This window comes from Oerskovia sp. NPDC060287 (assembly GCF_042726775.1).
GTDB lineage: Bacteria > Actinomycetota > Actinomycetes > Actinomycetales > Cellulomonadaceae > Oerskovia > Oerskovia merdavium.
In genome coordinates this window covers 1-5,124 of the sequence record NZ_JBHXBO010000267.1, presented here as the reverse complement: position 1 = coordinate 5,124, position 5,124 = coordinate 1, and the positions used below count along the sequence as shown (strand labels likewise).

1 protein-coding gene is annotated in these 5,124 nt (G+C 74.2%); it reads left to right on the top strand.

Annotation, left to right across the window (positions count from 1 at the left end):
• Positions 1-500 precede the first annotated feature (500 nt).
• Positions 501-4,649 carry a hypothetical protein gene (locus ACFWFR_RS17140; protein ID WP_377623811.1) on the top strand — a complete coding sequence of 1,383 codons (4,149 nt, stop codon included), beginning with the start codon at positions 501-503 and terminating at the stop codon, positions 4,647-4,649.
• Positions 4,650-5,124 lie beyond the last annotated feature (475 nt).

Genomic DNA, 5,124 nt, shown 5'->3' with positions numbered 1-5,124 from the left:
TGATCGCGGGGGCCCTGCACAAGCCGGGGTCCAAGCTCTTCGGCTGTGCCCCGCGCTGGGGGGGGAGCCACCTCCTGCCCGAGGGCCCCCCCCCCCCTCGCGCCCCCCCCCCACCCGGGGCGTGGCCGCCTGTGCGTCGGCACGCGATGTGGCACCGAATGCCACGTTGACGGCCGTCCAGGAAGAATCCGCCACGACGAACTGGACGGGCGTCCACTTTCACCCGGTGTCGCTCCCTCACAGGTTTGACGAACGGTAGAAGACCTTGCAGAATCATCTCTGACGGTGCGTATCGCCTGCCCCCTGCGCGGTGCGCACCGTCCTCACACTTTCTCGGCCCGTTCTCGGTGCGCAATGGCGCTCACAGCGAGTTCACAGGAGCCGGACTTCTTCCCGATCAATGGCCCTGGTGGCCCGTCTCGTCGCCCCGAGCAACCCGAAACGGCCGCTCACGGCGTGCCGGTGCTGGTTCCGTCACCCGTGACGGTTAGCGTTCCAGAGTGAACGCAGCCGCCCGCACCTCATCTGCCCACGAGTCCGTGGCCGATCCCGCTCGGCCGCTCACCGACCAGACCGCGCCCGACGGCGCATCAGCCGGTGCCTCGCCGAACGGAGCCGACGGCACGCCCGTCGCGTCGCCACCGGTGCTCGTCGAGCCCCCCACGACCGCCGAGCTCGTCGAGGACGCGGTCCGGTCCTGGCGAGCCTCGCTCGTCGAGCTCGCGGGTGGTTCCTCGCTCGCGGACATCGGGCTCCTGGGTGACGCCGTCATCGACCTCACCGCCGCCCACCCGTCAGGGGTCGCACAGCTCTTCGCCGGTCGTCCGACCCGGTTGTCCAACCTCTTCCGTGAGGGCGCGTCGCTGCCAGCCGCGCGCCGCAGGGCCCGTGCCGTGGTCGTCCGGTCGCAGGAGCACGCCCAGCGCTACGGCGTCGCCCCGACCTACCTCGCGATCGGCGTCACGACCTGGACCGAGGAAGAGCCCTCCCGGCTCCCCACCGACGACGTCGCAGCGCTCGCGCACGTCGCCGGCTCGACGCACGGCCGGACCATCGACGGTGCGACCGGCCTGCCGGCCGACCCCGCGGACCCGGCCCACGAACCGTCGGCGACCGACCCGGCCCAGACCCCCCAGGGCGACCACGACGCCACCGCGAGCACGACGCGCGGGGCGAGCGGCGCCGTCGGGCCCGACGGCGGCACCGCGAGCCCGGCCGGCGAGGCCCCTGCGCCCGACCCGAGCCTCCCGCGCACGGTGCGCGCCCCGGTCCTGCTGCGACCGCTCACGCTCACCCCGCGCGGCGACAGCGAGACCGACTACGACCTGACGCTCGAACCGACCGTCGAGATCAACCCCTTGCTCGCTCGCACGCTGCGCGCCCACGGCGGGCTGATCGACCCCGTGACGCTCGCTCGCAGCGCGTTCACGCCCGCAGGCTTCGACCCCTCGGACGCGCTCGCGCGGATCACGGCCGTGGGCCGGGCGGTGCTCGGCGACTTCGAGATGACCCAGCGCGTGCTCGTCGGGACCTTCGTCCACCCCGGCCAGGTGCTCGTCGACGACCTCGACGAGCTGGCCTCCGGGCTCGAGAGGCACGAGGTCGTCGCGGCGCTCGCCGGCTCCGACGAGGCCGCGACCGCGCTCGAGCGCGAGCTCCCGACCCCGCGCGTCGGGGACGCGGACCCCACCCAGGAGCGCGGCGTGGGCGACCTCGACCCCGCCCAGCGCCACGTGATCGACACCCTCGCGACCGGCAGCCACCTGTTCGTCGACGCTCCCGCAGGGTCCGACGTCGCGGGCACCCTCGCGGCCGTCGTGGCCGAGGCGGCAGCCAGCGGGCGGAGCATCCTGTACGTCCCCGGGCACCGCCGGGCGGCGGACTCGCTGACCCACCGGCTCGAGACGCTCGGCCTGGACGGTCTGATCCTCGACATCGAGCCCGAGCCGACGTGGCGGGCCACGGCCTCGCACCGACTGCTCTCGGCCATGGCCGCGGAGGCCGAGGTCGTGGACACCGACGCGGTCGCCCGCGTGCGCGACGGGCTGCTGGGAGCACGCGCCCAGCTCTCGGGCTACGTCGAGTCGCTGCACCTGGTGCGCGAGCCCTGGGGGGTGTCCGCGTACGCGGCCCTGCAGGCGCTCGCACGCCTCACCGCGCAGCGCCCTGCGCCCGCGACGACCGTCCGCCTCGGACCCGAGGTCACGCTCCGCATCGGTGCCGAGCGCCGTGGCGAGCTCGCGGCGCGCCTCGAGGGCGCGGCCGACGTCGGCGCGTTCACGCTCCGTTCGACGTCCACCCCCTGGTTCGGTGCGGACATCACGAGCACCGAAGGCGCCCAGGACGCGCTGGTCCGGGTCGAGCGGCTCACGGGCCGGACCCTGCCCGAGCTCCGCGAGCAGGTCGAGTCGGTCGCCCGGACCACGGGCCTGACACCCGCCACGTCGGTCCGCCAGTGGGGCGAGCAGCTCACGATGCTCGGCGGGATGCGCGGCACCCTCGACGCGTTCCAGCCCCTGATCTTCGAGCGCACGGCGACCGACCTCGTCGAGGCCACCGGCACGCGCCAGTGGCGCGCGGACAACGGGATCGACATGGGGTGGGCCCACCGGCGGCGGCTGCGCAAGCAGGCCAAGGACATGCTCCGCCCCGGGGTCCGGGTCGCCGACCTCCACGCGGCTCTCGTCGAGGTCCAGGCGCAGCGTGCGGTCTGGCAGGCGCAGTGTCCCCGCGGTGGCTGGCCCACCCTCCCGGAGGGGCTCGCCGCGATCGAGGACACGTTCGAGGCGGTGCGTCTCGACCTCGAGTATCTCGACCCCGTCCTGTCCACGACTCCCGTCGGCTCGGACCTGATGGACCTTCCCCTCCCCGAGCTCGCGGCACGTCTCGCGAGCCTGAGCGAGGAGAAGGACGCCCTCGAGCACCTGCCGGCGCGCACCGCGGCACTCCGGTCGCTGCGAGACGAGGGGCTCGGCGATCTCCTCGACGACCTCTCGGCCCGCCGGGTCGAGAAGGAGCTCGTGGGCCCCGAGCTCGACCTCGCGTGGTGGAGCTCGGTGTTCGAGCAGATCCTCGCGCAGGACCCTGCGCTGGCCGGGCAGGACGGTGCGGGCCTCGAGGCTCTCGCGGGCCGGTTCCGCGAGCTCGACCGGACCCACATCACGGCGCTCTCGGCCCCTGTGCGGGTCGCGGTGCGAGAGCACCTCGGCGGTGCGATGCGTGATCACCGGTCCGAGGCGGAAGCCTTGTTCACCGAGCTCCTGGAGGGGCGGCTCACGAGCCTGCGCGACGCGCACGAGCTCTACCCCGAGGTCCTGCGCCGGTTGCGCCCGTGCGTCGTCGCCTCACCCACGCTCGTGCCGCACCTGTTCACCCCGGCGCGCACGGTCGACCTCGTGATCCTCGACGCCGTGCAGCACCTGCCTGTCGAGCTCGTGCTGTCGGCGCTCGCCCGTGGCCGTCAGGTCGTCGTCGTCGGGGACCCGCGCGCGGCGTCCGGGTCGACGGTCAAGGAGCTCGCCGCGGTCCTGCCCACGGTCGCGCTGTCGGCGGGCGGCGCTCGACGCGACCCGTACCTCACGGCCTTCCTGGTCGCGCACGGGTACGCGGGCGTGCTCCGCCCGAGCCCCCTGCCGCGGGCCGAACCACTGGTCCATCTCGACCTGGTCGACGGCGCCGGGATGCCGGACCCGACGTCGGGCGCGGTCGAGAGCACGCAGGCCGAGGTCGACCGGGTCGTGGAGATCGCGATCGAGCACGCCATGACGCGCCCCGAGGAGTCGCTCGCGATCGTCACGGTGAGCGCGGTGCACGCCGACCGGATCCGGGACGCGCTGCTCGCCGAGGTCCGGCAGAACCCAGCCCTCGCCGCGTTCTTCTCGGGTGCGCGGGCCGAGCCGGTCGTGGTGGCCGAGGTCTCGGGGGTCGCGGGGCTCGCGCGCGACGCGATCGTCCTGTCGGTCGGCTACGGCCGCACCCCGCACGGGCGGGTCCTGCACCGGTTCGGTGTGCTGAACGCTGCGGGTGGGGACGCGATGCTCCTCGACACGCTGGGGTCGGCGCGTCGTCGTCTGCACGTGGTCACGTGCTTCACCGCGGCCGACCTCGATCCCGAGAGGCTGCGTGGGCACGGTGCGAAGCTCCTCGCGGAGGTGCTGGACCTCGCCGAGCAGCGCAACGGTCGCGCGGACCAGGTCACCCTGGGCAACGGTGTGGACGTCGGGGGGAACCCGGACCGCCTCGTGATCGACCTGGCCGAGCGCCTGTGGCGTGCGGGCCTCGTGGTCGAGACCGACTACGGCGTGGCCGGCGGCGACCGGATCCCGCTGGTCGTGGGGCACCCTGACATCCCGGGCGAGCTTCTCGTGGCCGTGCTGACCGACGACGACGCGTACGTCGCCGAGCGCAGCGTCCGCGTCCGCGACCGGCAGATCGCGGAGCGGCTCGAGGCCGCGGGATGGGTCGTGGCGCAGGTGTGGTCCGCTGCGGCGTTCCTCGACCCGGCCAAGGAGGCCGAGCGCATCCGCCGCGTCGTCCAGTCGGTGCGCGACGCGCGGCTGCCCGAGCGGGGCGGGATCGCGCAGACGGGTGGCGGCGACCGGATCGTGGTGGTGCCCGTGGTCGCGGACGACGAGTTCGGCACGGACTGACGGCTGAGAGAATGGACGGGTGCTCCCCGACGATCCAGCTTCCCGTCCTGATGCCTCGGCCCCTGCGGGCGACGCTGCGGGCGACGTCCCTGCGGTCGGCGCGCCGGCCGGGCATCCGCGGCGCAGGTCCCGCCGGGTCGTGCGGCGAGGTACCGAGCAGGCGGGGGTCGCGGGCCTGGGGTCTGACGACGACGCCGTGACCTGGGGTGACGCGCGCCCGGGGGCTGCGGAGAGCAGTCACGACGCCGAGCTCCTGCGAGACGTCCCGCCGCACTGGTCCTGAGTCGTCCGCTGCTCGGCGGTGTCCGCTGATGTCGAGAGCGGGCCATGGCTGCAGTTTTCGGCGGGCTGCCCGAGAGCGGCCCGGATGGTCAGGCAGGCCGCCCGAATGGCCTGGTGCCACGGCGGGCTCCACCGGTGGGTCGGTGTTGCCAGGGGGCGGTGTCGTTTCTGCGTAGCCACCACCATTGTGGTG